Annotated in this window: 23 protein-coding genes; 8 read left to right on the plus strand and 15 right to left on the minus strand. The window is 70.7% G+C overall.

Translation table 11 applies throughout. From position 1 onward, the window contains the following. Positions 1-133 precede the first annotated feature (133 nt). Genes ACFC0G_RS33710 through ACFC0G_RS33725 form a run of 4 tightly spaced genes read right to left on the minus strand, consistent with a single transcriptional unit; the run spans position 134 to position 3,768 of the window. Complete coding sequence (locus ACFC0G_RS33710; protein ID WP_376410920.1) at positions 134-805, minus strand: response regulator; 672 nt, start codon at positions 803-805, stop codon at positions 134-136. Further along, a complete protein-coding gene (locus tag ACFC0G_RS33715; RefSeq protein WP_376410923.1) occupies positions 802-2,046 on the minus strand; it encodes a sensor histidine kinase in 1,245 nt (414 codons plus the stop codon). Before ACFC0G_RS33715 ends, ACFC0G_RS33710 begins: the two co-directional genes overlap by 4 nt. A 13-nt stretch (positions 2,047-2,059) precedes the next feature. Beyond that, positions 2,060-2,869 (minus strand): ABC transporter permease, encoded by an 810-nt coding sequence (locus ACFC0G_RS33720; RefSeq protein ID WP_376410926.1) that lies wholly within the window; start codon positions 2,867-2,869, stop codon positions 2,060-2,062. Then, positions 2,866-3,768 (minus strand): ABC transporter ATP-binding protein, encoded by a 903-nt coding sequence (locus ACFC0G_RS33725; protein ID WP_376410929.1) that lies wholly within the window; start codon positions 3,766-3,768, stop codon positions 2,866-2,868. The genes ACFC0G_RS33720 and ACFC0G_RS33725 overlap by 4 nt, the downstream gene beginning before the upstream one ends. A 145-nt stretch (positions 3,769-3,913) precedes the next feature. On the opposite strand from ACFC0G_RS33725, the gene ACFC0G_RS33730 reads away from it, so the two are divergent. Beyond that, complete coding sequence (locus ACFC0G_RS33730) at positions 3,914-4,483, plus strand: GNAT family N-acetyltransferase (protein WP_376410932.1); 570 nt, start codon at positions 3,914-3,916, stop codon at positions 4,481-4,483. A 7-nt stretch (positions 4,484-4,490) separates the two neighbouring features. Here the strand turns inward: ACFC0G_RS33730 and ACFC0G_RS33735 are convergent, their stop codons facing one another. From ACFC0G_RS33735 to ACFC0G_RS33760, 6 genes are all read right to left on the minus strand, one after another. Then, positions 4,491-6,029, minus strand: a complete 1,539-nt coding sequence (locus tag ACFC0G_RS33735; protein ID WP_376410935.1) for a type IV secretory system conjugative DNA transfer family protein — start codon at positions 6,027-6,029, stop codon at positions 4,491-4,493. Next, positions 6,030-7,427: an ATP-binding protein gene (locus tag ACFC0G_RS33740; protein WP_376410938.1), complete on the minus strand. Its 1,398-nt coding sequence runs from the start codon at positions 7,425-7,427 to the stop codon at positions 6,030-6,032. A 20-nt stretch (positions 7,428-7,447) separates the two neighbouring features. Beyond that, entirely contained in the window at positions 7,448-9,001 is a 1,554-nt protein-coding gene (locus tag ACFC0G_RS33745; protein ID WP_376410941.1) for an SCO6880 family protein, read from the minus strand. Beyond that, on the minus strand, positions 8,998-10,323 hold the full coding sequence (locus tag ACFC0G_RS33750) for a hypothetical protein (RefSeq protein ID WP_376410944.1): 1,326 nt from the start codon (positions 10,321-10,323) through the stop codon (positions 8,998-9,000). The genes ACFC0G_RS33745 and ACFC0G_RS33750 overlap by 4 nt, the downstream gene beginning before the upstream one ends. After that, positions 10,313-11,146: a hypothetical protein gene (locus ACFC0G_RS33755; RefSeq protein WP_376410947.1), complete on the minus strand. Its 834-nt coding sequence runs from the start codon at positions 11,144-11,146 to the stop codon at positions 10,313-10,315. Before ACFC0G_RS33755 ends, ACFC0G_RS33750 begins: the two co-directional genes overlap by 11 nt. A gap of 115 nt (positions 11,147-11,261) precedes the next feature. After that, a complete protein-coding gene (locus ACFC0G_RS33760; protein ID WP_024757447.1) occupies positions 11,262-11,570 on the minus strand; it encodes a hypothetical protein in 309 nt (102 codons plus the stop codon). A gap of 392 nt (positions 11,571-11,962) precedes the next feature. Here ACFC0G_RS33760 and ACFC0G_RS33765 point away from each other — a divergent pair, with 392 nt between their 5' ends. The 5 genes from ACFC0G_RS33765 (at position 11,963) to ACFC0G_RS33785 (ending at position 15,417) form a co-directional block, all read left to right on the plus strand. Continuing rightward, positions 11,963-12,991, plus strand: a complete 1,029-nt coding sequence (locus ACFC0G_RS33765; protein WP_376410951.1) for an NlpC/P60 family protein — start codon at positions 11,963-11,965, stop codon at positions 12,989-12,991. 213 nt (positions 12,992-13,204) lie between these two features. Further along, positions 13,205-13,927, plus strand: coding sequence for a phosphatase PAP2 family protein (locus tag ACFC0G_RS33770; protein WP_376410954.1), 723 nt, complete (start codon positions 13,205-13,207; stop codon positions 13,925-13,927). A gap of 50 nt (positions 13,928-13,977) precedes the next feature. Next, a complete protein-coding gene (locus ACFC0G_RS33775) occupies positions 13,978-14,100 on the plus strand; it encodes a hypothetical protein (RefSeq protein WP_376410957.1) in 123 nt (40 codons plus the stop codon). 151 nt (positions 14,101-14,251) lie between these two features. Then, the gene (locus ACFC0G_RS33780) at positions 14,252-15,094 is read left to right on the plus strand and encodes a hypothetical protein (protein ID WP_376410960.1); all 843 of its coding nucleotides are present in this window, start codon (positions 14,252-14,254) and stop codon (positions 15,092-15,094) included. Positions 15,095-15,237: 143 nt separating this feature from the next. Continuing rightward, positions 15,238-15,417: a hypothetical protein gene (locus tag ACFC0G_RS33785; protein WP_376410963.1), complete on the plus strand. Its 180-nt coding sequence runs from the start codon at positions 15,238-15,240 to the stop codon at positions 15,415-15,417. 34 nt (positions 15,418-15,451) lie between these two features. On the opposite strand, the gene ACFC0G_RS33790 is transcribed toward ACFC0G_RS33785, so the two are convergent. Next, complete coding sequence (locus ACFC0G_RS33790) at positions 15,452-15,817, minus strand: metal-sensitive transcriptional regulator (RefSeq protein ID WP_317597654.1); 366 nt, start codon at positions 15,815-15,817, stop codon at positions 15,452-15,454. Between the two features lie 193 nt (positions 15,818-16,010). Between ACFC0G_RS33790 and ACFC0G_RS33795 the strand changes: the two genes are divergently transcribed. Both ACFC0G_RS33795 and ACFC0G_RS33800 read left to right on the plus strand, forming a co-directional pair. Continuing rightward, entirely contained in the window at positions 16,011-16,631 is a 621-nt protein-coding gene (locus tag ACFC0G_RS33795; protein WP_327163361.1) for a DUF47 family protein, read from the plus strand. 5 nt (positions 16,632-16,636) lie between these two features. Continuing rightward, positions 16,637-17,635, plus strand: a complete 999-nt coding sequence (locus tag ACFC0G_RS33800; RefSeq protein ID WP_376410968.1) for an anion permease — start codon at positions 16,637-16,639, stop codon at positions 17,633-17,635. Positions 17,636-17,750: 115 nt separating this feature from the next. Here ACFC0G_RS33800 and pstB read toward each other — a convergent pair whose 3' ends face one another. From pstB to pstS, 4 genes are all read right to left on the minus strand, one after another. Beyond that, positions 17,751-18,527, minus strand: coding sequence for a phosphate ABC transporter ATP-binding protein PstB (gene pstB / locus ACFC0G_RS33805; RefSeq protein ID WP_376410971.1), 777 nt, complete (start codon positions 18,525-18,527; stop codon positions 17,751-17,753). Positions 18,528-18,552: 25 nt separating this feature from the next. Beyond that, on the minus strand, positions 18,553-19,626 hold the full coding sequence (pstA, locus tag ACFC0G_RS33810) for a phosphate ABC transporter permease PstA (RefSeq protein ID WP_376410974.1): 1,074 nt from the start codon (positions 19,624-19,626) through the stop codon (positions 18,553-18,555). Continuing rightward, a complete protein-coding gene (gene pstC, locus ACFC0G_RS33815; protein WP_376410977.1) occupies positions 19,623-20,597 on the minus strand; it encodes a phosphate ABC transporter permease subunit PstC in 975 nt (324 codons plus the stop codon). The genes pstA and pstC overlap by 4 nt, the downstream gene beginning before the upstream one ends. 106 nt (positions 20,598-20,703) lie before the next feature. Next, positions 20,704-21,849, minus strand: coding sequence for a phosphate ABC transporter substrate-binding protein PstS (gene pstS / locus ACFC0G_RS33820; protein WP_376410980.1), 1,146 nt, complete (start codon positions 21,847-21,849; stop codon positions 20,704-20,706). Positions 21,850-21,897 lie beyond the last annotated feature (48 nt).

Raw genomic sequence — 21,897 nt, forward strand, 5'->3', positions numbered from 1 at the left:
GTACTGCAGGGGGGACCCTGTGGGAGAGTAGGACGCCGCCGAACAATCATTGTGGGAAAGCCCCGCACCTTATGGTGCGGGGCTTTTCTGCGTTCCGGGGCAGAAATGGGACTGCCTGTGCTTCTTATGCCGGTTATGCCGGCGCCACCAGTTGGGTGTCGTAGGCCAGGATGACCGCCTGGACGCGGTCGCGGGCGCCCGTCTTCGCGAGGATGCGGCCGATGTGGGTCTTCACCGTGGACTCCGCGAGATGGAGGCGTTCGGCGATCTCCGTGTTCGTCCAGCCCTGGCCGACGACCGTGAGGATCTCGCGTTCCCGTTCCGTGAGGGTGGAGAGGCGCGGGTCCTCCTCGGGCGGGGCCGGCGGCGCGGTGGGCCGGGGCAGGTGCTGGATGTAGGCGTCCAGGAGACGGCGCGTCAGGCTCGGGGCCACGACGGCGTCGCCGCTCGCGACCGCGCGGATGCCCGCGAGGAGCTCCTCCGGCTGGGCGTCCTTCACCAGGAAGCCGCTCGCACCCGCGCGCAGGCCCTCGTACGCGTACTCGTCGAGGTCGAAGGTGGTGACGATCAGGATCCGGGTGCGGGCGCCCGTCGTGACGATGCGGCGGGTGGCCTCGATGCCGTCGAGACCGGGCATGCGGATGTCCATCAGGACGACGTCCGGGTGGTGGCGGTCGACCAGGCGGATCGCCTCGGTGCCGTTCGACGCCTCGCCGACGACGGTCATGTCGTCCTGGCTCTCCAGCAACATGCGGAAACCGAAGCGCTGCATCGGCTGGTCGTCGGCGATGAGTACGGTCGTCACGAGGGGGAGTCCTCCAGGGGGAGTCGGAGACGGACCCGCCAGCCGCCGGCCGGCAGGGGGCCGCAGTCGAGTCGGCCATCGTAGAGGGCGGCGCGTTCGCGCATGCCGGTGAGGCCTTGGCCCGTGCCGTCGGTGAGGGGTGGGGTCGTGGTGGTCGTGCCTGTGTCGGCTACTTCCACCAGGAGTTCCTTCGGGGACCAGGACAGGAGCACGGTCGCTCGTGCCGAGGGGCCCGCGTGCTTGAGGGTGTTCGTCAGGGCTTCCTGGACCACCCGGTAGACCGTCAGCTGGGCACCCGGCGCGAGGGGTTGGGCGGTCGGCTCGTCGCGGATGTCGAGCTCCACCGCGAGGCCCGCCTTCCGTACACCGGTCAGGAGTGTGCCCAGGTCGGCCAGGGTGGGCTGGGGGTCGCGGACCGCCTCCTGCTCGTCGTCGCGCAGGACGCCGAGGAGGCGGCGGAGGTCGTCGAGGGCCTGACGGCTCGTCGTACCGATGGCGTCGAGGGCCTGGGCGGCGCGCTCGGGGCTCTTGGCCGCCGCGTACCTGCCGCCGTCGGCGAGACCGGTGATGACCGAGAGGTTGTGGCCGATGATGTCGTGCATCTCCCTCGCGATCCTGGTGCGTTCGGCTGCGGCGGCGAGCCGGACCTCCTGGTCGCGTTCGATCTCCAGGCGGCGGGCCCTGTCGACGAGGGAGGTGGTGTGGTCCCGGCGGGAGCGGACGACCAGGCCGAGGAGGGCGACGAGGGCGTACCCCCACAGGGTGGGGATGACGCGCTGGTCCCAGGTCTCGTGGGGGAAGCGGAGTGCGCCCGTCACCAGCGGCGGCAGGATGAGGGCGAAGGCCCAGAGGAGTGCGCGGGGCGGGCGGGTGAGCGCGAGGTGGAACACCGGGAGCATCTGGAGGTAGCCGGCCTGGAGGAAGGCCCCGGAGCCTTCGCTGACGAGCGTCGCGCAGGCCATCACGGCGAGGGCCGTCATGGGCCGGCTGCGGCGCCAGTAGAGCGGCAGGGTGAGGGCGAGGCTCAGGGCGAACACGAGCCGGCCGGGGACGGACGGGTCGCGGGCGGTGTTCTGCCAGCCGCCCGCCGCGTCCACGAGCGCCGCGACCGTCCAGACGAGCGTCAGGCCGGCGTCCCACACCGCGGGGTGCCGGATGTCGAAGGCCCGTGCCCGGGCCAGCAGGCGCTGGATGTACCTGCTCAGGCCCGTCGCCTCGGCAGTCGTCTCCTGAGTGGTCACCCGGTCATCATCCTCATACGTCACGGGACTTGAGCAACAGAGCGGGGACCGCGAGTGTCGCCGCCGCCCACAGGAGCAGGGCGAGGAGTGCGGCGCCGGGGGAGGCCGCGCCGGGCATCGGGGTCGCGGAACCGAGGGCGCCGGCCGCCTGGGTGGGGAAGTACCGGATGGCCGTGTCCATCGTCTCGTACGGGAGCATCCCGAGGATCTCGGGGACGATCAGGACCCCGCCGACGAACGCGCCGATCGCGCCCGGCACGGAGCGCAGGCCGGCGCCGAGGCCGAGGGCGATGACGCCGAGGAGCGTGACGCCGGCGGCGTTGCCCGCGATCGCGGTGAGGACGCCGTCGTCGGTGAGGGAGGCGGCCTGGTCGGTGCCGGAGAGGAAGGCCTGGGCCGTGAGGAAGGTGGCGAGGGCGGTGACCAGGGAGACCGTGAAGACGACGGCCGTGTAGACGGCGGCCTTCGCCCACAGGACGGGGAGGCGGCGGGGGACGGCGGTGAGGGAGGCGCGGACCATGCCCGTCGCGTACTCGCCGGCGGTGACGAGGATGCCGAGGACGGCGAGGGCGATGCCGCCGAGCTGGGAGCCGTAGAGGGTGAGGACGACGGTGTCGACGTCGGAGTCGCCGCCGTCGGAGGTGTACGTGGAGCCCATGAGGATGCCGACGCCGAGGACGAGCGCAGCGGCGGCGAGGACGGTGATCCAGGTGGAGCGGACGGTCCGGAGCTTGTGCCATTCGGAGCGGAGGATCCGGGTGAAGGTGAGGCCGTAGGGCGAAGGGGTGGTGGTGGCGGCCGTGGTAGTCGTGGTCGTCGTCATGCGGGGGCTCCCTGGTATTCGACGGAGTCGCGGGTGAGGTCCATGAACGCCTGCTCCAGCGAGGCGGCCTGCGGGGTGAGTTCGTGGAGGGGGAGGCCGTGGGCGGCGGCCGTGCGGCCGATCTCCGGGGCGTCGAGGCCGGTGACGAGGAGGGTGTCGGGTGCCTCGGTGGTGCAGCGCGCGTCGGGGAGGAGTGCGCGCAGCCGGTCCGCCTCCGGGGTGACGACCTTGACCGAGGCGCCGCCGGAGGTGCGTACGAGCTCGTCGACCGTGGTGTCGGCGAGGAGGCGGCCCTTGCCGATGACGATCAGGTGGTCGGCGGTGAGGGCCATCTCGCTCATGAGGTGGGAGGAGACGAGGACGGTACGGCCCTCGGCAGCCAGGGACCTGAGGAGGGTGCGGATCCACAGCACGCCCTCGGGGTCGAGGCCGTTGACCGGTTCGTCGAGGACGACCGTGGCCGGGTCGCCGAGGAGCGCGGCGGCGATGCCGAGGCGCTGGCCCATGCCGAGGGAGAAGCCCTTGACGCGCTTGTGGGCGACGTGGGTGAGGCCGGTGAGGGCGAGGACGCGGTCCACGCGGGTGCGGGGGAGGCCGTGGGTGTGGGCGAGGGCCATGAGGTGGTGGTACGCGGAGCGGCCCGGGTGCAGGGAGCGGGCTTCGAGGAGGGCGCCGACCCGGGTGAGCGGGGCGCGGTGGTCGGCGTAGGGGCGGCCGTCGACGGTGGCGTGGCCGCGGGTCGGGGTGTCGAGGCCGAGGATCATGCGGAGAGTGGTGGACTTCCCGGCGCCGTTGGGGCCGAGGAAGCCGGTGACGGTGCCGGGGCGGACGGTGAAGCTGAGGTCCTGGACGACGGTGGTGTCCCCGTACCGCTTGGTGAGGTTCTCTGCTCGGATCATGTCGTCGACGCTACGGAGCGGGGGGTGGCCGGACGTCGGACCCGGGGAGGGGACCGGGGCGCGGGGGTGGTACCGCGGTACGACGGGGCGGGTGTGAGAGGAAATGCCTTGTCAGGGGCGTCCTGTCGTGGCGAGGATCGTGGGCATGGACTATTCGATACGTACTCTCCGCGCCGACGAGTGGGAGAAGGCCCGTGAGCTGCGGCTCGCCGCCCTCCAGGACCCGGTCGCGCACCTCGCGTTCCTCGACACGTACGAGGACGCCGTGGAGCGGCCGGACAGCTTCTGGCAGGAGCGTGGTGCGGGGGCCTCGGAGAGCGGGGACGGTTCCGTGCGTCCGTTCGTCGCGGAGGCGGCGGACGGGCGGTGGGTCGGCTCGGTGACGGTGCTGGTGGAGCGGGCGTCGGCGGACGCGGTGTTCGGCGCGTCGGCGAAGGTCGACCAGACGCACATCGTGGGGGTGTACGTACGGCCGGAGGCGCGGGGCGGCGGGGCGATCGACGGGCTGTTCCGGGCGGCCGTGGAGTGGTCCTGGACGCTGTCGGATCCGGTGGTGGAGCGGGTGCGGCTGTACGTCCACGAGGACAACGCGCGGGCCGCGGCCTTCTACCGGCGCTTCGGGTTCGTGGCGTCGGGGGCGCGCGTGACCCTGGAGAGCGGCGTGAGCGCGGGCGCGGAGGAAGTGGAGTACGAGCTGCCGCGCCCGGGCGCGTAACGCGTGCTCAGGGGGTGAGCGCGCCCTCCGGCCAGCGGCTGCGGGCCTGTTCGCGGGAGCGGAGGAGGGCCAGGGTCGGGAGGCCCTGGTCGTGGCCGGTGGCGAGGAGCTCCGGGAGGTCGGGGAGCGGGGCCACGGCGGCGACGTCGTCGAGGACGAGCGTCAGTGGTGGGTCGAGCCGACCGTCGGATGACCGTGCGGCCATGCGGCGGCCGTGCTCGACCACGCTGGTGGCGAGGGCCGTGAGGAGCGGCATCGCGCCGGGGTGGGCTCGGGGGTCCTCGATCGCTTCGCCCACCAGGTAGAGGGTGCCCCCTTCGGCGAGGAAAGATGCGAGCGCCAGCGAATCCGTTCGATTCGGGACGCAGGACTCCCTGATGTGGATCGAGGAGAGCGCGGCGAGCGCACGGGCCGTCAGTTCCTGGGCGAGGCGGCGGCTTTCGGGGTGGGCGGTGAGCGCCGATTCGAGGAGGCCGGCGAGGCCCGAGGCGGCCTTGGGGTGGCTGCGGAGGATGCGTACGGGCTCGTGGGCGCCGGCGCCCTGGGCCCAGCGGTGGACCTGGCGGAAGGAGCGGCCGTCGACGGCGGCGGCGTGCAGCCAGCACCGCAGGAGCGTTTCGGCGGTCTCGGCGGTGGTGGCGTCGAGGCGGGAGTGCGGGCGTACGGGGGCGAGCAGGGCGGCGGCCCGCTGCTGGGCGACGGCCGGGTCCTCGCAGTGCTCGGACGGGGACCAGTGGAGCCGGGCGGGGGTGTCGCAGAGGTGGCCCGGGTCGTGGACGAGGACCGGGCCGAGTTTGCCGCGCGCGTCCTTCGTCGCCGACCAGACGGTGGGGTCCGAGGTGACGACGAGGACGGGGCCTTCGGCGTCCCGGATCGCCTGGACGGCGAGGGGGTGGCGGGTCTCCGGGGGGCCGAGGAGGAGCCGGGGGGTGGCGGCGCCCAGGGGGGTGGCGGCGGGGGTGACGGTCGGGGTGGTCGGGAGGACCGGTGGGACGGGCGGCGGGGCGGGCTGCGGGAGGGTGAGCCCGGGCAGTTCCGGGGCGTGTTCCTCCGCGGGGCGGCGTGGGGCCGGTGGGGCCGGTGGGGCGGTGGCCTCCGGGAGGGGCGCGGGGGCTTCTCGTACGAGCGTGGGGTCTTCCCGTACGGGAAGGGGCTTGCGGTCTCGTGCACGGGACGGCTCGTACGCGCCGGACTTGCGGTTCGCGCGGACCGCGCGCCAGCGGGCGATCGTGCCGAGGGCGAAGACCGCGAGGACGAGCAGGATCATCGCCTCGCCGATCAGCAGGCCCCAGAACAGCCCGTATCCCGACAGCCCGCCGGCCGGGGTGGCGGGCCAGGCCGCCGCCAGGTCGGTCGGGGCGGTCGCGAGGGAGCGCAGGGCCGCGGGGGTGCGGGTGAGGGCGACCCCCTCCGGCCAGGCGCCGTGGGCGAGGAGACCGCCCAGGCCGGTGGCCGCCCAGACCAGGACCGTGAGGCAGAGGAGGAGGCCGAACAGGCTGAGCAGCAGCCCGTCGGAGATGCCTCCTCCTCTCTTCGCCGGTTCCATCTACGCCACCGTCGACTGCGACGTGCCGTTCATCTGCTGCTCGATGAGGATCGCGCGCTGCTCCGTCTCCCACTCGAGTTCCGGGTCGGCGACGACCGAGGACTCGGTCATCGCGCGGTCGGTGTAGACGAGGGGGCGTTCGCGCTCGGTGATGAGGTGTTTGACCACCTGTACGTTGCCGTTGACGTCCCAGACCGCGATGCCGGGGGTGAGGGTCGGGATGATCTCGACGGCCCAGCGGGGCAGGCCGAGGACCCGGCCCGTGTTGCGTGCCTCGTCGGCCTTCTGGGCGTAGATGGTCCGGGTGGAGGCCATCTTGAGGATCGCCGCGGCCTCCTTGGCCGCCGCTCCGTCGACGACGTCGGAGAGGTGGTGGACGACGGCGACGAACGACAGGCCGAGGCGGCGGCCGAACTTGAGCAGCCGCTGGAACAGCTGCGCCACGAACGGGCTGTTGATGATGTGCCAGGCCTCCTCGACGAGGAAGATGCGCTTCTTCCGGTCGGGGCGGATCCAGGTGTGCTCCAGCCAGACGCCGACGATCGCCATGAGGATCGGCATGGCGATGGAGTTGCGGTCGATGTGGGAGAGGTCGAAGACGATGAGGGGCGCGTCGAGGTCGATGCCGACGGTCGTCGGGCCGTCGAACATGCCGCGGAGGTCGCCGTCGACCAGCCGGTCCAGGACGAGGGCGACGTCCAGGCCCCAGGCCCGTACGTCGTCTATGTCGACGTTCATGGCCTCCGCCGATTCGGGTTCGGGGTGGCGGAGCTGCTCGACGATGTCGGTGAGGATCGGCTGGCGGTCGGTGGTGTGGCTGGTGACGTAGGCGTGGGCGACCTTGAGGGCGAAGCCGGAGCGCTCGTCGAGGCCGTGGCCCATCGCCACCTCGATGATCGTGCGGAGCAGCGCGAGCTGTCCCGTGGTGGTGATCGAGGGGTCGAGGGGGTTGAGGCGGATGCCGGAGTCGTTGGCGACCATCGGGTCGAGCCGGATGGGAGTTATTCCCAGCTCCTGCGCGATGAGGTTCCATTCGCCGACGCCGTCCTCGCCCTGGGCGTCGAGGACGACGACCTGCCGGTCGCGGAAGCGGAGCTGGCGGAGCACGTACGTCTTCTCCAGCGCCGACTTGCCGTTTCCGGACTCGCCGAGGACCAGCCAGTGCGGGGCGGGGAGCTGCTGCCCGTACAGCTGGAAGGGGTCGTAGATGTATCCCTTGCCGCTGTAGACCTCGCGGCCGATGATCACGCCGGAGTCGCCGAGGCCGGGGGCGGCGGTCGGCAGGTAGACGGCCTGGGCCTGTCCGGTGGAGGTGCGGACGGGTAGGCGGGTCGTCTCCACCTTGCCGAGGACGAAGGAGGTGAAGGCGTCGGTGAGTGCGGACAGCGGATCTCGCATCGGTCGGTGCCCCTTCGGCCTTAGCGGCGGATGCCGGTCGCGAACGGCAGGGTGTTCACAAAGGCCCGGTGGTGCTCGCGGTCGCACCACTCCAGCTTCAGGTACGACTTGCCGGCGGAGGCCCTGATCGTGCGCTTGTCCCGGGCGAGGGCCTCGGGTGAACGCGACGACACCGTGATGTACCCGACGAGGTTCACTCCGGCCGCGCCGCTGGCGAGATCTTCACCCCGCTGGTCGAGCCGGCCGTGGGCGGCGATGTCGCGGGGGTCGACGGTGCGGTTCATCTTGGCGGCGCGGCTGGCGTCGGCCTCGTCGTTGGTCTTCTCGGTGAGCATGCGCTCGATGGCGACCTCGGTGGGCTCCAGGTCCATGGTGACGGCGACCGTGCGGATGACGTCGGGGGTGTGGACGAGGAGCGGGGCGAGGAAGTTGACGCCGACCGGGGTCATCGGCCACTCCTTCACCCAGGCCGTGGCGTGGCACCAGGGGGCGCGGGTGGAGGACTCGCGGGTCTTGGCCTGGAGGTACGTCGGTTCCATCGCGTCGAGTTCGGCCGGCCAAGCGTTTCGTTTCGTCATGGCCTGGATGTGGTCGATGGGGTGGTCCGGGTCGTACATGGAGTGGACGAGGGAGGCGAGCCGGGACTGGCCGAGGGGCTGGCGTACGCGGATGTCGGCCTCGGCGAGGCGGGCGCAGATGTCGGTGAGCTCGCGGGCCATGACGACGGCGAGGCCGGCGTCGCGGTCGAGCTTGCGGGCGCCGGAGGCGTGGCGGGCGGCGCGGGCCATGACGTTGGCCTCGGCGGCGAGTTCGCGCGTGTAGTGCATGCAGGCGACGAGGTAGGCGCGGTGCTGCTCGCTGGAGGTGGAGACCATCGACTGGAGCTGCTCGTACGACTCCTTGAGCCAGCCGGGGGCGGTGGCGTCGCCGCGCTGGGTGACGTCCTTGGCGTGGGCGTCGGGGTCGGCGGGGAGGGTGCGGGCCAGCATCTGGATGCGGGTCACGAAGCCGTCGCCGTTGGCGACGTGCTTGAGGAGGGTGCCGAAGCGGTCGACGAGGGCTTCCTGGTCCTCGCTGTCGCGCAGGCCGACGCCGGGGCCCTCGATCTCGATGGCGGCGGTGACGGTGCGGCGGTCGGCGTGGAGGAGGACGGCGATCTCGTCGGGGCCGAAGGGGGCGGCGAGCCAGCCGACGCGGCCGATGCCGGGGGGCGGGCCGACCTCGACCTCGCGGCCGTCGAGGCGGGTGCCGGACTCGGCGGCGACGGAACGGTAGGCCGTGCCGCGCTTGAGCATGCGCTTGAAGCTGCGGTTGATCTCGAACCACTTGTAGAACGTGCGGCCCTTGTACGGGAGGTACACGGCGGCGATGCCGACCATGGGGAGGCCGGCGAGGAGCGCGATCCGGAGGGGGAGGACGGGGACGAGGAGTCCGCTCATCATGCCGAGGAAGGCGCCGACGATGATGAGGGCGATCTCGCCCGTCTCACGGTTCTTGCCGACGATCGCGTTCGGCCGGGCGCGGCCGACGAGATACGTGCGGCGGGGCGCGACCGGCTGGGACTGGGTCGTCAACGCCCTCCACCTCCAGAGTTGCGGTTGCTGTGCGGGGTACCCGTGGTGGGACTGCTGCTACGGGGTGCGGGCGGGGGTGTGGCCCCGCCGCCGCGGTTGTCGCCGCCGCGGCTGCTGTGGGCGGCGACGCCGCCGGCGAGGGGGTTGGCGGGGCGGGCCTGGGAGCCCTGGCCGCCGCCGCCTCCGCTGTCGCGGGTGCTGTGGGTCTTGATGCCCTGGGAGACGAGGGAGGCGGGGGAGGAGATGACGGCGGCGGCCGTGTTCTCGCCGGCGCGGTGGAGCCGGTTGTTGCGGGAGGCGGCGATCTCGTCGCCGAAGCCGGGGACGAAGCGGTAGATGACCGCGGAGGAGAAGATGGCGAGCAGGATGATCGCGAGGCCGGAGACGACGGCGGAGAACGAGTCGGGGCCGGTGCCGGAGGAGAGGGCGCCGGCGAGGCCGAGGACGATCACGATGACCGGCTTGACGAGGATCACCGCGATCATGATTCCGGCCCAGCGGCGGACGTGGCCCCACATGTTCTTGTCGACGAGGCCGGAGTAGACGACGACACCGAGGAGGGCGCCGACGTAGAGCATCACGGCGCGGAGGAACAGCTCCAGGTAGAGGACGCCGGCGGCGAGGACGGTCACCAGCGACACGATGATCAGCATGATGGGGCCGCCACCGATGCTGTCGCCCTTCTGGAGGGCCTGTTTGAAGCTGCCGAAGAAGACGTCGGTCTGCTGGCCGGTGCCGGAGGCGATGACCTCGGTGACGGCGTCGGTGGCGTTGACGACGGTGTAGAGGATGAGCGGGGTGAAGGCGGAGGCGAGGACCGTCAGCCAGAGGAAGCCGATGGCCTCGGAGAGTGCGGTGGTGAGGGGGACGCCGCGGATGGCTCGCTTGGCGACGGCGAGGAGCCAGAGGAGGAGGGTGAGGAAGGTGGCGGCGGCGAAGACGATCGCGTACCGGCCGAGGAACTCCAGGTTGGTGAAGTCGACGTCGGCGGTTTCTTTGACGGCCTTGGAGAGGTAGTCGATGGTGGCGATGGCGGCGTCGGCGCAGCCGCGGGCGAGGGAGGAGAGGGGGTCGAGGGCGGTGGTCGGGTTGGGCAGGGGTGCCTGGGTGCCGCCGCCGGACTCGCTCCTCTCGCAGAGCTGGCGGGCCGTTCCCGTGAGGAGCTCGCACGCCTTGTTGCCCGGGGTCGGGGTCGGAGTGGGGGCCGTCGGGGTCGGGGTGGGGGCCGCGTGGGCGGCCGGGGCGAGCAGGAGGGGGGCGGCGAGGAAGGCGGCGAAGGCCGCGGTCGTCGCGCGCCCGGCCAGGCTTCGGCTAGCGGGCATAGGTGAACGCTCCGTATCCCTCGACGGCCTCGGCGATCTCGTCGGCCGTGGAGGCGCGGTTGTCGCCGTTGACCGGGGTGGGGCCTTCGCTCTGGCTGAAGGACTCGATGCGCCAGTCGCCCCCGACCCACGTGAGCTTCTGCGTGACGGTGAACCAGGTGGCGGTGACGGGCTTGGTCGATCCTGCGCCGGCGAGGCCGCCCAGACCGGTGCACCAGACGTCGACCGTCGCGGAGTTCTCCGTGTAGTCACGGACCTTGGCGCCGACGGGGACGGTGCGTGAGACGAGGGTCGTGCCGGCGGGCGCGGTGCCGTTCTCGTCGAGTCCCATGCCGGCCATGAGGCCGGCGGAGTAGGAGGCGTCGAGCTTCTTCAGGAGGTCTTCCACGACGGCGGGGTCGTGGATGGCGCGCACGATCTCCTCGCGCGGGCCGTCCTGGAACATCTCGGCCGAGCCGAGCACCACCGCGTAGTTCGTCGCCGCGCTCTGCGCGCCCTGCTCGGTGCGGGCGAAGCCTGCGGGGAGGCGGCCGTTCTTGCCGGTGACCGGGCGGATGCCTGTTGCTGCCGTCGGGGCCGTCTTGCCCGGGGTGCCTGCTGCGGGGGCCGCGTCCGCCGGGTCTCCGCCGCCGCGGTTGGCGAAGGCGATCGCCGCGATGAGGAGGACCACCACGCCCACGACCGTGAGGAGGGAGCGGGAGCTGCGGACGGGGCGGCGGGCGCCTCCGTAGACGTCGCCGCTGTTGCCCTCGGGCAGGCGGGTCCGGGTCTGGCCCGAGCCGCCCACGCCGCCGAAGCCGTCGTGCTCGTCGCCGAGGCTCATGCCGGGTACGCCCCCTCACTCGTTCGCGGGTACGACAGTGCTGCAGGATGGCTGGCCATCAGGGAACGCACACACAACATCAGCAGGCCTCAGGAGGATGGAGTCCGACGGGGGATCAGACGGCCATCCCGTACACGATGGTGAAGAGCGTCCCCAGCGATCCGATGATGAAGACGCCGGTGAGGCCGGCCACGATCAGGCCCTTGCCCTGTTCCGCGCTGAACGTGTCGCGGAGTGCGGTCGCGCCGATGCGCTGCTTGGCCGCTCCCCAGATGGCGATGCCGAGGCAGAGCAGGATGGCCACGGCCATCACGACCTCGATCATCACCTTGGCTTCGTTGCCCAGGCTGCCGAAAGGCCCCCAGTTCGGGGCGATTCCACCGATGATGGTGGTGATGTCGCCCTTTTCTGCCGCCAGGTACATGTAACTCACCGCCCCTGTTGGGTAGTTAACTGCCCTTGCCGGACGGCATGGGTCATCGCCCTATCTTCGCTGATGAAACCGCTCGCGTGTGACGGCTTGACGGCTCTCTTTACCCGATCCCCGCACACTTGACCGGTCTGACCGTCTTGACCTGCGGTGGTGTGGCCGGTTTCTATGCGAAGAAGCGTATGGTCACTCTGTGTATCACGGAGGGTGACTCCGGGCAATGATTGTCGTTGTTGCACTCTTGGGGCGCCGTCGCGCCGCCGGTTCGGTCGTCGGTGCGCGTCCTGCGGAAGAACTGACGGCACGTCGCGCAACCACCCCGTCGGGCCCCTCGCCGCCTAGACTGACTCCGGGGCGTACTGCCAAGAGCCAAGGGGTGGTTGACGGTGCGTAAGGCTGGCAAGGCGTGGCTGGTGGCCGGTGGGGCCCTCGGGGTCTGCCTCGGCTTCGTCGCCCTGCTCGTCGTCGGGACGTACTCCGCGGCGGCGGGTCTCATCGGCGGAGCGGGCAGCGGCAAGAACGGCACCGTGGGGCTGGCCAAGGGCTCGGTCCCCGCCGCCTACCAGGGGCTCGTGCAGAAGTGGGGCAACCTCTGCCCCGCGATCAACCCCGCCCTGCTCGCCGCGCAGCTCTACCAGGAGAGCGGCTGGAACCCGCGGGCCGTCTCCCCGGCCGACGCGCGGGGCATCGCCCAGTTCATCCCGGGGACCTGGGCCGGGCACGGCATCGACGGGGACGGCGACGGGGACCGTGACATCTGGGACCCGGCGGACGCGATCCCCTCGGCCGCCTCGTACGACTGCGAGATCGCCGGCTACGTGAAGAACGTGCCCGGGGACCCGGCGAACAACATGCTGGCCGCGTACAACGCGGGCGCGTACCGGGTCATCCGGCACAGCGGGGTGCCGCCCATCAGCGAGACGCAGAACTACGTGCGGATCATCCGCTCCCTGGAGAAGAGCTTCGCCCGGCCGGTGGGCCGCGTCGAGCCCTCCCGGCAGGCCGCCGGCGCCATCCACTACGCCCAGCAGAAGCTCGGCACCCCCTATCTCTGGGGCGGTACGGGCACGGCCGCGCAGAATGGCCGGTTCGACTGCTCCGGGCTGACCAAGGCCGCGTACGAGAACGTCGGCATCGAGCTGCCGCGCGTCGCCAACGACCAGTACAACGCCGGGCCGCACCCGAGCAGGGACGAGCTCCTCCCCGGCGATCTCGTGTTCTTCTCCGACGATCTGACGAACTCGCGGGCCATCCGCCACGTCGGTATCTACGTCGGCGGCGGGTACATGATCGACGCCCCGCGCACCGGTGCGGTGATCCGTTTCGACCGGATCGACACCCCCGATTACTTCGGTGCGACCCGGGTCACCAAGGAAGGCGCCGCCGCGCTGCCCACCCATCTTCCGCAGACGTAGGGGCAGGAGACGGACCGTCGGGTCGTAAGGGACATGGCCGGAACTCTCCGTCATGCAGTGGCCCTGAGCTGCGGTGAACCGTCACTCTTCGATAACGTCCTCATGATCCACCGGCGACAGCGGAACGCGCGCCTCAGGCAGTTCGTTCCCTGATCCGAACGCTCTGACCACGGGGGTGGGAAGACAGACACGAGAAGCAAGGGGCCGCAGCAGATGGCTGGACTCGCATCGGACGGTTCCAACCCCGATGTCAGCCTGCTCTACGACATCAACGGCCTCGCGAAGGCCGCTCCGCCGTGGTTCGACCGCGTCATGGAGTTCGTCGGCGAGTACGGGATCATGCTCGGGATGGTCCTCGTCGTGCTCTGGTGCTGGTGGAGCGTCCGTCGCAGCGGCACCCTCGGGGACTCCGTGTCCGCCGTCGCCGGGCTCGTCTGGGCCCCGCTGGCCGCCGGTATCGCCCTTCTCGTCAACATCCCCATCCGGGGCTTCGTCGAGCGCCCCCGGCCCTTCAACGACCACCAGGGCCTCGACGTCCTCGTCGCGGGCAAGACCGACTTCTCGTTCGTCAGCGACCACGCCACCATGGCCATGGCGCTCGGCGTCGGCCTCTTCGTCGCCCACCGGAAGTTCGGCCTCGCCGCCATCGGCCTCGCCCTCGCCGAGGGCTTCGCCCGGGTCTACATGGGCGTGCACTACCCGACCGACGTGATCGGCGGATTCGCCCTCGGTACGGCGGTGGCCCTGCTCCTCGCCCCCGTCGCGCTCGCCCTGCTGACCCCGCTCGTCTCCGCCGTCGCCCGCTCCGGCCGCGGCGCCCGGCTCGTCCGCTCCCGGCGCGCCCCGGAACCGCGCAGGCCGGAGGCCGTCGGCATCCCCGAGCCCCGGCTCGGCGGCCCCGCCACCGGCACGGACCAGAACGACCTCGCGGCCTAGGAACTCAAGGCCTCAAGGACCTAGGGCCTCAGGGGCCTTCGGGGGATGTCGTGCGGAGATGTTCCGAGGCGTCCGTACGGGCTCTGTCCCGCGATCTGCGGGCCGGCCCCGACCAGCCGCAGCTGCACCTGGCCAGCGCGAACGAGCCGCGCTCCGTCGTCGTGGTCGCGTGAGGGGAGGACTGCGCATGCACACGACCACCGTACTGCGCGTGACGGCTCGCCCGGGCCGTCGTTATGCGGAGCGGGTGTCCCCGAGCCCGCGGGATCCGGGGACGTGCGGGTCCCGGGCAAACAGCGGTGAGGCGTTGGGGGTTGGCAGGCGATGGTGGTGCAGGGGTACGGGCGTCCGCACGGTCGCGGGAGCGGGGCGTTCGCCGTCACCGCCGCCCTGGTCGGCTCACTCGTCGGGGGTTCGGCGGTCGCGGGCTGCGCCGCACCGGAAGACCCGAAGCCGGCGGTGGACCCGCTCCTCGCCGTACGGAACGCCGCCGACGCGCTGACCAGGGCCGGGACCTCCAAGGCGAGCACCTCCATGGAGATGGCCGCCGGCGGGACCCGGGTCACCATCCGCGGCGAGGGCGGCTACGACTTCCGCCGCCGCACCGGCCGGCTCCAGGTGGTGCTGCCCAAGGACGCGGCCGGGACCGACGAGCACCGGCCGATCACCGAGCTCCTCACCCCCGGCGCCCTCTACATGAAGAACCGGGGCGCGGGAGTGCCCGCCGACAAGTGGGTCCGCGTCGACACCACGGCCCTCGACGACGGGAACCTCGTCACGGGCGGGGCCACCGACCCGGCGGCCGCGGCGGAGCTGCTGCGGGGCGCCCGGGAGGTCACGTACCTCGGCGAGGTCGAGCTGGCAGGGGTGAAAGTCGGCCACTACCGCGGCGTCGCCGACATCGCCCACGCGGCACGCGTCGCCTCGCCGCAGCTGCGCGGGGCGCTCGCCGCGGCGGCGAAAGGGTTCGCCAAGGACACGGTGCCCTTCGACGCGTATCTGGACGCGGAGGGCCGGCTGCGGAAGGTCCGCCACCAGTTCAGCTTCAGCAACCAGGGCCGTACGGTCGCGGTCGCGTCGACCACCCTGCTGTACGGCTTCGGGGTCCGCGTCCAGGTGACGCTGCCGGACCGGCGGGACATCTACGCCGGGAAGATCAAGGCCTGAGCAGGGCCGCGGCCGGGCCCGGGTGGTTCGGACCATCGCCAAATGGTCCGGACGTGTCATGCGCGCTGGGTGGCGCTCTCCCTACGCTGGGAGACCGCCGGGAACCCTGGGAGACAGACGCCGGCAGGAAGAGGTGACCGCACGTGGCCCCGCCCGGTACAGCGACCATCCCCGCAGACCCGGACTGCGTCGCCCTCGCCGAGATCGAACTGTGCGGCGAACTGATCATCGCGGCGTCCGCCGCGGACGGGGAGCGCCTCAGCGCCGACCGGATCGACGAGATCCTGAGGGTGGCGGCCGAGCGGGCCGTACGGGAACGCTGACCGTACGGCCCCCCGCCGCGCAGAAGGGGCCCGCTCAGGTGCGCATCATGCGGGCGATGGCCTTTGTGGCCTCCTCGACCTTGGCGTCGATGCCCTCGCCGCCCTTGGCGGCCGCGTCCGCGACGCAGTGCCGCAGGTGCTCCTCCAGGAGCTGGAGCGCGAAGGACTGGAGCGCCTTCGTCGACGCCGAGACCTGCGTGAGTATGTCGATGCAGTAGACGTCCTCGTCGACCATCCGCTGGAGACCGCGGATCTGGCCCTCGATCCGGCGGAGCCGCTTGAGGTGCTCGTCCTTCTGCTTGTGGTAGCCGTGCACGCCGTGGTCGTGGTCGGCAGGCTCGACGGCCCCGACAGCCTCGACGGTCTCGGGGGTGACCTGGTCCGCCTCGGTGGTCGTCATCGCGTCCTCCCGTTGTCCAGAAAGGGGGTGTATACCCCTCGTGGGTATATGGTACCGATCCCCGCCGGTCCGGGCGGGGGCCCGTGCAGTTCACTGTGCCTGATGGGCGACACTGAGAGGACGCCGGTTAGCCGTGGCCGGATGATGCGCCTAGCATCAGCCTGACCGAAACCCAGCACCCCGAGGACCTCACGTGCGATTTCGTCTGACCCCCAGGGAGACGAGCTTCTACGACATGTTTGCCGCGTCCGCGGACAACATCGTCACGGGCTCCAAGCTCCTGATGGAACTGCTCGGCGCGGAGCCTTCCGCCCGGGCCGAGATCGCGGAGCGGATGCGGGCAGCGGAGCACGCCGGCGACGACGCTACCCACGCGATCTTCCACCAGCTGAACTCCTCCTTCATCACACCCTTCGACCGCGAGGACATCTACAACCTCGCGTCGTCCCTCGACGACATCATGGACTTCATGGAGGAGGCCGTCGACCTGGTCGTCCTCTACAACGTCGAGGAGCTTCCCAAGGGCGTCGAGCAGCAGATCGAGGTGCTGGCGCGGGCGGCGGAGCTGACCGCCGAGGCCATGCCGAACCTGCGGACGATGGCCAACCTCACGGAGTACTGGATCGAGGTCAACCGCCTGGAGAACCAGGCCGACCAGATCCACCGCAAGCTGCTCGCGCAGCTCTTCAACGGCAAGTACGACGCCATCGAGGTGCTCAAGCTCAAGCAGATCGTCGATGTGCTGGAAGAGGCGGCCGACGCCTTCGAGCACGTCGCCAACACGGTGGAGACCATCGCGGTCAAGGAGTCCTGAGCTTCGTGGACACCTTCGCTCTGATCGTGACCATCGGTGTCGCGCTCGGCTTCACGTATACGAACGGCTTCCACGACTCCGCCAACGCCATCGCCACCTCGGTGTCGACCCGTGCGCTGACCCCCCGGGCGGCGCTGGCGATGGCGGCGGTCATGAACCTCGCGGGTGCCTTCATGGGCAGCGGGGTCGCCAAGACCGTCAGTGAGGGGCTCATCGAGACCCCGACCGGCGACAAGGGGATGGGCATCCTCTTCGCCGCGCTGGTGGGCGCGATCATCTGGAACCTCGTCACCTGGTACTTCGGTCTGCCGTCCTCCTCCTCGCACGCGCTGTTCGGCGGCATGGTGGGCGCGGCGCTCGCCGGTGGCACCGAGGTGATCTGGGGCGGGGTGCTCGACAAGGTCGTCATCCCGATGTTCATCTCGCCGGTGGTCGGCCTCGTGGTCGGTTACCTGGTCATGTGCGCGATCATGTGGATGTTCCGCAAGGCCAACCCGCACAAGGCCAAGCGGGGCTTCCGTATCGCGCAGACGGTGTCGGCGGCCGGCATGGCGCTCGGCCACGGTCTGCAGGACGCGCAGAAGACCATGGGCATCGTGGTGATGGCCCTGGTCATCGCCGATGTGCAGGAGTCCGGCGACGACATCCCGGTGTGGGTGAAGATCGCCTGTGCCGTGATGCTCTCGCTCGGTACGTACGCGGGCGGCTGGCGCATCATGCGGACGCTCGGCCGCAAGATCATCGAGCTGGACCCGCCGCAGGGCTTCGCGGCGGAGACGACGGGTGCGTCGATCATGTTCGGCTCGGCGTTCCTGTTCCACGCGCCGATCTCGACGACGCACGTCATCACCTCCGCGATCATGGGTGTGGGCGCGACGAAGCGCGTCAACGCGGTGCGGTGGGGTGTCGCCAAGAACATCATCCTGGGCTGGTTCATCACCATGCCGGCGGCGGCGCTGGTCGCTGCCGCGAGCTACTACGTGGTGCAGCTGTTCTTCGGCTGATGCCGTCGAGGCAAATGGTTGGGCCCGGCTCCCCTGTGGGGGAGCCGGGCCCTTTCGTCTTCACGGTGGCACCGCCATGCAGCACCGAAAGACGGTCTTGGGGGGGGCGAGCGGTTTAGCCGAAGCGGCCGGAGATGTAGTCCTCGGTCGCCTGGACGCTCGGGTTGGAGAAGATGCGCTCGGTGTCGTCCAGCTCGATCAGCTTGCCGGGCTGGCCGACGGCCGCCAGGTTGAAGAAGGCCGTGCGGTCGGAGACGCGGGCGGCCTGCTGCATGTTGTGCGTCACGATGACGATCGTGAAGCGCTCCTTCAGCTCGCCGATCAGGTCCTCGATGGCGAGGGTGGAGATCGGGTCGAGGGCGGAGCAGGGCTCGTCCATGAGGAGGACGTCCGGCTCGACGGCGATGGCCCGTGCGATGCACAGACGCTGCTGCTGGCCGCCGGAGAGGCCGGAGCCCGGCTTGTTCAGGCGGTCCTTGACCTCGTTCCAGAGGTTCGCGCCCTTGAGGGACTTCTCGACGATGTCGTTGAGCGCGGCCTTCTTGTACTTGCCGTTCAGGCGCAGGCCCGCCGCCACGTTGTCGAAGATCGACATGGTGGGGAAGGGGTTGGGGCGCTGGAAGACCATGCCCACCGTGCGGCGCACGGCGACCGGGTCGACGTTGCTCCCGTACAGGTTCTCGTCGTCCAGCATCACCTTGCCCTCGACGCGGCCACCGGGGGTGACCTCGTGCATGCGGTTCAGGGTGCGCAGGAAGGTGGACTTGCCGCAGCCGGAGGGGCCGATGAAGGCCGTCACCGAGCGGGGTTCGACGGTCATCGAGATGTCGTCGATCGCCTTGTGGGCGCCGTAGTAGGCGGAGAGGCCGCTGACGTCGATTCGCTTGGCCATGGGGATCACTTCCAATTTGCCGCGGTCAGCGGCCGGTCTTCGGGGCCTTCCAGCGGGCGATGCCGCGGGCCACCAGGTTGAGGATCATGACGAAGGCGATCAGGACGAGCGCTGCGGCCCAGGCGCGGGACACGGCTGCGTCGGTGCCGACCGCGTACTGCTCGTACACGTAGAGCGGCAGGGAGGACTGGGCGCCTTCGAAGGGGTTCGGGTTGATGAGCTTCGTACCGAACACGAGGAGCAGGACGGGGGCCGTCTCACCGGTGATGCGGGCGACCGCGAGCATGACGCCCGTGGTGATGCCGCCGATCGCGGTGGGCAGGACCACCTTCAGGATCGTGCGCCACTTGGGGATGCCGAGGGCGAGGGAGGCCTCGCGGAGCTCGTTCGGGACGAGCTTGAGCATCTCCTCGGTGGAGCGGACGACGACCGGCATCATCAGGATGGCGAGGGCCATCGCGCCGGCGAAACCGGAGGGCCCGAAGCCGAGCATCAGGTTCCAGGTGGCGAGGATGAAGAGGCCGGCGACGATCGACGGGATGCCCGTCATGACGTCGACGAAGAAGGTGACGGCCTGGGCGAGCTTCCCGCCGCCGTACTCGACGAGGTAGACCGCGGTGAGGAGTCCGATCGGGGCCGCGATCAGGGTCGCGATGCCGACCTGCTCGATGGTGCCGAGCAGTGCGTGGTAGACGCCGCCGCCGGCCTCGGTGTCGAGGACGCCGTTCATCGAGTGGGTCAGGAAGTAGACGTCGAGGACTTCCATGCCCTTGCTGATCGTGACCCAGGCGAGGGAGAGCAGCGGGATGACGGCGAGGACGAAGCAGACCCAGACGAGGCTGGTGGCGACGCGGTCCTTGGCCTGGCGGCTGCCTTCGACCTTGGTGGTGACGGCGTACGTCGTGAGGACGAAGAGCAGGCCGGCGATCATGCCCCACTGGACCTTGCTGTGCCAGCCGGCGGCGAGGCCGATCCCGATGCCCGCGGCGATGGAGAAGGCGGCGACGGCGGCCGGGGTCCAGCGCGGGAGGCGGGCGTGGGAGAGGGATCCGCGGCGCGGTGCGACGGAGACCGGACGTTCCTGTATGGCGTGGCTCATGCCGCGGCCCCCGAGTACTCCTTGCGGCGGCCGATGATCCAGCGGGCGGCGCCGTTGACCAGCAGGGTGATGACGAAGAGGACGAGACCGGAGGCGATGAGCGCGTCGCGGCCGAACTCGTTGGCCTCGTTGAACTTGGCGGCGATGTTCTGGGCGAAGGTGCCGCCGCCCGGGTCGAGGAGGTGGCCCGAGATGAGGAAGCTGGGGGAGAGGACCACGGCGACGGCCATGGTCTCGCCGAGTGCGCGGCCGAGGCCCAGCATGGAGGCGGAGATGATGCCGGAGCGGCCGAAGGGCAGCACCGACATGCGGATGACCTCCCAGCGCGTGGCGCCGAGGGCGAGGGCGGCCTCTTCGTGCATCTTCGGGGCCTGGAGGAAGACCTCGCGGGTGACGTTGGTGATGATCGGAAGGATCATGATCGCCAGCAGGATGCCCACGGTGAAGAGGTTGCGGGCGGGGCCGTCGCCGGCCTTGTCGAAGATGTACGTCCAGCCCAGGTACTCGTCGAGCCACTGGTTGAGGCCGTCCAGGTACGGGACGAGGAAGATCGCGCCCCAGAGGCCGTAGATGATGCTGGGCACGGCGGCGAGCAGGTCGACGACGTACGCGAGCGGCTTGGCCAGCTTGCGCGGCGCGTAGTGCGAGATGAAGAGCGCGATGCCGATCGCGACCGGCACGGCGATGGCCATCGCGATGATCGAGGAGACGATCGTGCCGAAGGCGAGGACGGCGATGCCGAAGACCGGCGGGCTGCCGGCGGGGTTCCACTCGAAGGTGGTGAAGAAGTTGGTGCTGTCCTTCGAGATGGCGAGGACGGCACGGTAGCTGAGGAAGCCGGCGATCGCGGCCATGATCACGAGGAGGGTGATGCCGGAGCCTCGGGACAGACCGCTGAAGATGCGGTCCCCGGGGCGGGACGCGCTCTTGGCGCGCCGGCTCCTCTGTATGTCTGGTGTGGTGGTAGCCATCTGCTTCTCCGGTCTGCGGTGCCCGTACGGGTGTGCGGGCTCCTGGCGGCGGTGCACCGGATGCCGGGTCCGGCCCCTGTGGTGAGGGGCCGGACCCGGCCGGGGGTCAGGACAGGGTGGGGACGATCGCGCGGACCTTGGCCGCGATCTCGGCCGGGAGCGGGGCGTAGCCGGCGTCGGTGAGGACCTTCTGGCCCTCCTCGCTCGCGGTGTAGGTGAGGAACGCCTTCAGGGTCGGCAGGGTCTCCGCCTTGTTGCCCTTGTCGCAGGCGATCTCGTACGTGACGAGGACGATCGGGTAGGCACCCTCGGCCTTGGTCTTGTAGTCGAGGGAGAGGGCGAGGTCGTTGCCCGTGCCCTTGACCTTGGCGGCGGCGATGGCCTTGGACGCGTTCTCCGAGGTGGCGGCGACCGGGGCGGAGGCGCCGGTGTTGATGCTGACCGTGGAGGACTTGTTCGCGGCGGCGTACGAGAGCTCCATGTAGCTGATGGAACCCTCGACGTCCTTGACCGCGGTGGCGACACCGGAGGAGCCGTTGGCGGCCTGGCCGCCCTCGGCGGGCCACGACTTCGACTTCGGGTCGTGCTTCCAGTCGGCCGGGGCGGCGGTCGAGAGGTACTTGCCCAGGTTCTGGGTGGTGCCCGACTCGTCCGAGCGGTGGAAGGCCTGGATGTTGGAGTCGGGAAGCTTGGCGCCCGGGTTCAGCTTGGTGATCGCCGGGTCGTTCCACTTGGTGATCTTGTTGTCGAAGATCTTGGCGATGGTGGAGGCGTCGAGGACGAGGTTGTCCACGCCTTCCAGCTTGTAGCCGATGGCGATGGGGCCGCCGACCATCGGCAGGTTGACGCCGGTGCCGCCCGCGCAGACCTTCTTCGACTCGGCGACCTCTTCGTCCTTCAGGGCGGAGTCGGAGCCCGCGAAGGCGACCTGGCCCTGGTTGAACTTGGTGATGCCGCCACCGGAGCCGATGCCCTGGTAGTTGATCTCGACGCCCTCACAGGCGGCCTGGAAGTTCTTGACCCACAGGTCCATCGCGTTCCGCTGGGCGCTGGAGCCGGCGGCCAGCAGCTTGCCCTTGGCGCCCTCACAGGAGATGTTCGACGCGGCGGCGGAGGTCGTGGTCTTGCCGCCTTCCTTCGCCGGGGTCTCCGTGTTGTTGTCCGAGCCACACGCCGAGAGGACCAGGGCGCCGGAGACGACGAGGGCACCGATCGCGGAGGCGCGAAGCCCGTTCTTGCGCGAAAGCTTCACTTTCGGGTGTTCCTTCCAGAAGCCGCCTTGCCGCGGACCCAGTGTCCT

Source organism: Streptomyces sp. NPDC056169 (assembly GCF_042268445.1).
GTDB lineage: Bacteria > Actinomycetota > Actinomycetes > Streptomycetales > Streptomycetaceae > Streptomyces.